The 4140-nt window shown below is 60.4% G+C and carries 3 protein-coding genes and 1 tRNA gene; 3 read left to right on the forward strand and 1 reads right to left on the reverse strand.

The window, feature by feature from the left end; all coding sequences use genetic code 11:
• The first annotated feature begins 1242 nt into the window (after positions 1 to 1242).
• On the forward strand, positions 1243 to 1887 hold the full coding sequence (locus QZ302_RS09045; RefSeq protein ID WP_294594646.1) for an ATP-binding cassette domain-containing protein: 645 nt from the start codon (positions 1243 to 1245) through the stop codon (positions 1885 to 1887).
• A 64-nt stretch (positions 1888 to 1951) separates the two neighbouring features.
• Here QZ302_RS09045 and QZ302_RS09050 read toward each other — a convergent pair.
• Positions 1952 to 2025: transfer RNA gene (locus tag QZ302_RS09050), tRNA-Asn, on the reverse strand.
• A gap of 793 nt (positions 2026 to 2818) precedes the next feature.
• Between QZ302_RS09050 and QZ302_RS09055 the strand changes: the two genes are divergently transcribed.
• Positions 2819 to 3850, forward strand: a complete 1032-nt coding sequence (locus tag QZ302_RS09055) for a quinone-dependent dihydroorotate dehydrogenase (protein WP_294594647.1) — start codon at positions 2819 to 2821, stop codon at positions 3848 to 3850.
• Positions 3823 to 4089, forward strand: coding sequence for a hypothetical protein (locus tag QZ302_RS09060; protein WP_294594649.1), 267 nt, complete (start codon positions 3823 to 3825; stop codon positions 4087 to 4089). Before QZ302_RS09055 ends, QZ302_RS09060 begins: the two co-directional genes overlap by 28 nt.
• The last annotated feature ends 51 nt before the right edge of the window (positions 4090 to 4140 follow it).

Raw genomic sequence — 4140 nt, forward strand, 5'->3', positions numbered from 1 at the left:
AACAAGGCACTGCTTTTGCGACCCTTTAGGGTCGCGCGGGCCGGACGCCTCCCCACGGGAGGCCCGCAACACGCCGCTCGCGCGTCGAGAGTTGCGGTTCCTCCCGGGCGTCCGATCCATCAAGTCAAACCAAAGTAGGGTAGAGGCTGGCGGTTACTCAGGGCCGAGGCTGCCAGTAGAACGCCCTGTGCGCCCGTTTATTCCGAGAGGCAACGCAACTGAATACCGTGAGCACGGTGGCCCGAGCCGCCGGTATCGAAGTAATGCTTGTAGGAATATAAATATAGACTGTAGGCCCCGTTAGCCGAAGCAGACCAGCTGGCTATGTGATTTCCGACGAGGCCCAGCGCCCCGAATAGATCGTTGTTTCCCGCATCGCGGTAGCCCGGGGCCGAGCGGTGCTCGAAAGCTAATCGCCTCTACCCAAACAATGGCTTCAGGTTGGGGCAGACACAGCTAGTAAACGCCCTATGGGCGCGTTTATTCCGAGAGGCAACGCAACTGAAAACCGTAAGCCCGGTACACCGTGTGGTTGAGATAGAGCCACGTCGTTCCGAAACCCATGCTCATGCCATTAATATCGCTGACCCCCGAAGCCCAACTGTACCCGAAGCCCACGTACCCCGGCTCGCCCGAGCGCGAATAGCGGTAGCCCAGGGCTATGCCACCCCTAAAAAACAAAACCCCAAAAACTTCCGAAATCCCGGCGATCCCCTTGCCCCGTTTGACAGAAAACCCCCATCCGATCCATTCTTGCACGAAACTTGATATGTGACACTCCGGCCCGGTGCCCCCACCTATTATTATATAATGATGTTAGAAAATACCCCCATGACAACCCCGGAACTCATACCGACCCTTTTGTTAGGCACGACTATCGCCTTTTTGCTTCTTCGTCCCTTCGTCATGCGCCCCAGCCCCTCCTCGTCCCCCAAACGGCGCGAAAAGCCCCGGCGAACCCCAACGGAACCGCCGCGGCATCATCCATACAGCCCCGCAGGCCACCTCTCCTCCCACGTGGTTCATCCCCGCCTGCCGTAGCCCGACCCGTCGGGAGGAGAGGAAACCGGTTGATCCGTTCAGATTATTTGCTTACGTTTGTCCCCGAAATCAAACTCTACTCCGATGAACATAAACGTTCGATAGGCCGGTTCCGAGGAGCCGATGCCGCTTTCAGACCCGCATTCAGGTTTCACCGGACCTCCGCATCGCGGAGGCACACCATTCGATCGTTTATTCCATATGAGTCTTATCGCGAACGGTATTTCGTACCGTCACCACCCCCATTCTTCATTTTTGTTCGAGAACCTGACCCTCTCCGTGCCCAAAGGCGCGAAAGTCTCTCTGATCGGCCCCAACGGAGCCGGGAAAACGACCCTGCTGCACCTGCTGGCCGGTCGGTTGTCCCCCGCGACCGGCAGCCTCGTCCGCTCGTCGACCCCCTATCTCGTTCCCCAGCAGACCGCCCCCGACCGGCGGAACGTCGCCGAACTGCTCGGTATAACCCATAAATTGCGGGCCCTGCGCGCCATTTGTTCCGGCTCCGTCGAACCGGACGATTTCGAAACGCTCGGCGACGACTGGGAGATCGAAGCGCAGAGTCGCGCCGCCCTGGACGCATGGGGCCTGAGCCACGTCGCCCTCGACACCCCCTCCGACGCCCTGAGCGGCGGCGAGCGCACCAAGACCCTGCTGGCCGGGTGGACTCTCCACGACCCCGCCATCGTGCTGCTCGACGAACCCACCAACCACCTCGATATCGACAGCCTCGCGATTCTGACCGACACGCTTCGTGACTATCGCGGCTCGTTGGTCGTCATTTCGCACGACGACCGTTTTGTCCGGGAGATCGGCGTCACGGAGACCGTCGAGTTGTCGATCGGATAAGGTCGGCCGGTAAAAAGAAAAACGAGGGACAACGAACCGCGTTGTCCCTCGTTTTGTAAGGAAGCTCCTCGACAAGGACTTGAACCTTGGACCCCCTGATTAACAGTCAGGTGCTCTAACCAACTGAGCTATCGAGGAATTTTTCTTCGTCGCCCGCCCCCCGCAGGCGAACCCGTCGAGCGTTGTTTGACGATGCAAAAGTAATCAAATTTCCGATACCTCCAAACAGAGAGATAAAAAATCCTAAAAAAAATCTGCATCCCGCCGCCGCAGCGCCCGGCCGCCGCCTCCGGAATCCAGCCGCGTGTGTCGGAAACGGGCCCTCCCGGCGGCTCTCGGCGGCGGGCGCGAGCGGTATTCCGCCGGAATTGCCTATCTTCGTCCGGCAAAGGTAAAGACAAAGGCAAAACGCCTCGACCGCGCTCCTTCTCATTCAGGGTGTCCGTTCCGGAGTGCCGCCGCTTCGTCGGAGAGGCGGCGGCAGAGCGAACATAAATTCAGCGGCCCACTGACCCGGTTCCGTGCCCTTCCGAAAGCGGACGGACGGCCCGGTTAGTTAAGCCCCTCTCGCCCAACGAGAGCGCTCCGCCCCCGGTCTTTCGCCCTCCGCGGCGTCAGCTCGGGCGGAATCCCTCAGCGGCCGCTGGCCTCGCGCGCCTTCTCCCGGGCAACCGCAACGCAAACTCGGGCGAACCGGTGAACGTCGGCAACAACGGGTTCAGCTGGTCTTCCGCCACGAGCGGCATCAACGGCCTGGACTTGAATTTCAATTCGCAGAACCTCAACACCAGCAACTCGGACAACCGCGCCCACGGTTTTCAGTTGCGTTGCCTCTTCGAGCATTTATCCCGGCACCCTGATTTTTTCTTCTCCCGTAATGTGTATCTTTGCGCGATTTTAGTTATTCCGAATATTCCGAACGAACCACACCATGTATCGCTTCTTTCGACCGCTTCTTTTCCGCCTCCAGCCGGAGACCATCCACCACCTGATCGTCCGTCTGCTGCGTCTGCTGCACTATGTGCCCGGCGCGCGGGCGCTGCTTCGGGCGATTTACAGCTATCGTTCGCCGGCGTTGGAACGCGAGGTGCTGGGGCTGAAGTTTCCCAACCCGATCGGGCTGGCCGCCGGGTTCGACAAGGACGCCGAGGTGTACGACATGCTGGGTGCGCTGGGCTTCGGCTTCGTCGAGATCGGGACGGTCACCCCGAAGGGGCAGGGGGGCAATCCCAAACCGCGCTGTTTCCGCCTGCCCGAAGACCGGGCCATTATCAACCGCATGGGGTTCAATAACCGGGGGGTGCAACACGCCGTCCGGAATCTCCGCCACCGGCGTCCGGGGTTGATCGTGGGCGGAAATATCGGCAAAAACAGCCTCACGCCGAACGAGGAGGCTCCGGCCGACTACCTCCGGGCGTTTCGCGCGTTGTACGATTACGTGGACTATTTCGTGGTGAATGTCAGCTGCCCGAACGTGGTGAACCTGACGGCGTTGCAGAGCACCGACTCGACGGTGGCGATCCTCGAACCGCTCAAGGAGTTTCGGCAGGGGCAGTCCGACTATCGGCCGATTCTGCTCAAAATATCGCCCGACCTGACGCGCGAACAGGTCGACCGGATGATCGAGGTGGTCGAGACGTGCAAGATCGACGGCATCGTGGCGACCAACACGACGACTTCGCGCGAGGGGTTGGCGACGGACGAGGCTCGTGTCGCCGGAATCGGCAAGGGGGGACTGAGCGGCGCGCCGCTGACGGTCCGGTCGCGGGAGATGGTGCGTTATATCCGTGAAAAGACGGGTGGCCGGCTTCCGATTATCGGTGTGGGCGGGGTAATGAGTGTCGAGGATGCGGAGGCGATGTTGGAGGCGGGTGCTTCGCTGGTGCAGCTCTATTCGGGTTTTATTTACGAAGGGCCGGGTTTCGTGAAGCGGATTTGCAAACGGTTGGCCAGCAGCCGCTGATTCGTCACCAGTCGGCTTTCGCGTGCCGCTCGGCCGCCCCGGGCTTCCGCGATGCGGGTTTATTGAACGGATTCGGCGCGCTGCGCAGCAGCGGGAGCAGCGGGAGCAGCGGCTACAACTGGTCTTCGGGAACGAGCAAAACGAATAGCCTATATCTGATTTTCGGCTTACAGAATCTTGGCACCAGCAGTGCGGATTTTCGTGCCTACGGTCTTCAGTTGCGTTGCCTCTCGGAATAAACGGGGGGCGTACTCTTTGCTTAAGCAGTTCGCCGCCAACGGGGGCGCAAT

Source organism: uncultured Rikenella sp., from assembly GCF_910579375.1.
GTDB lineage: Bacteria > Bacteroidota > Bacteroidia > Bacteroidales > Rikenellaceae > Rikenella.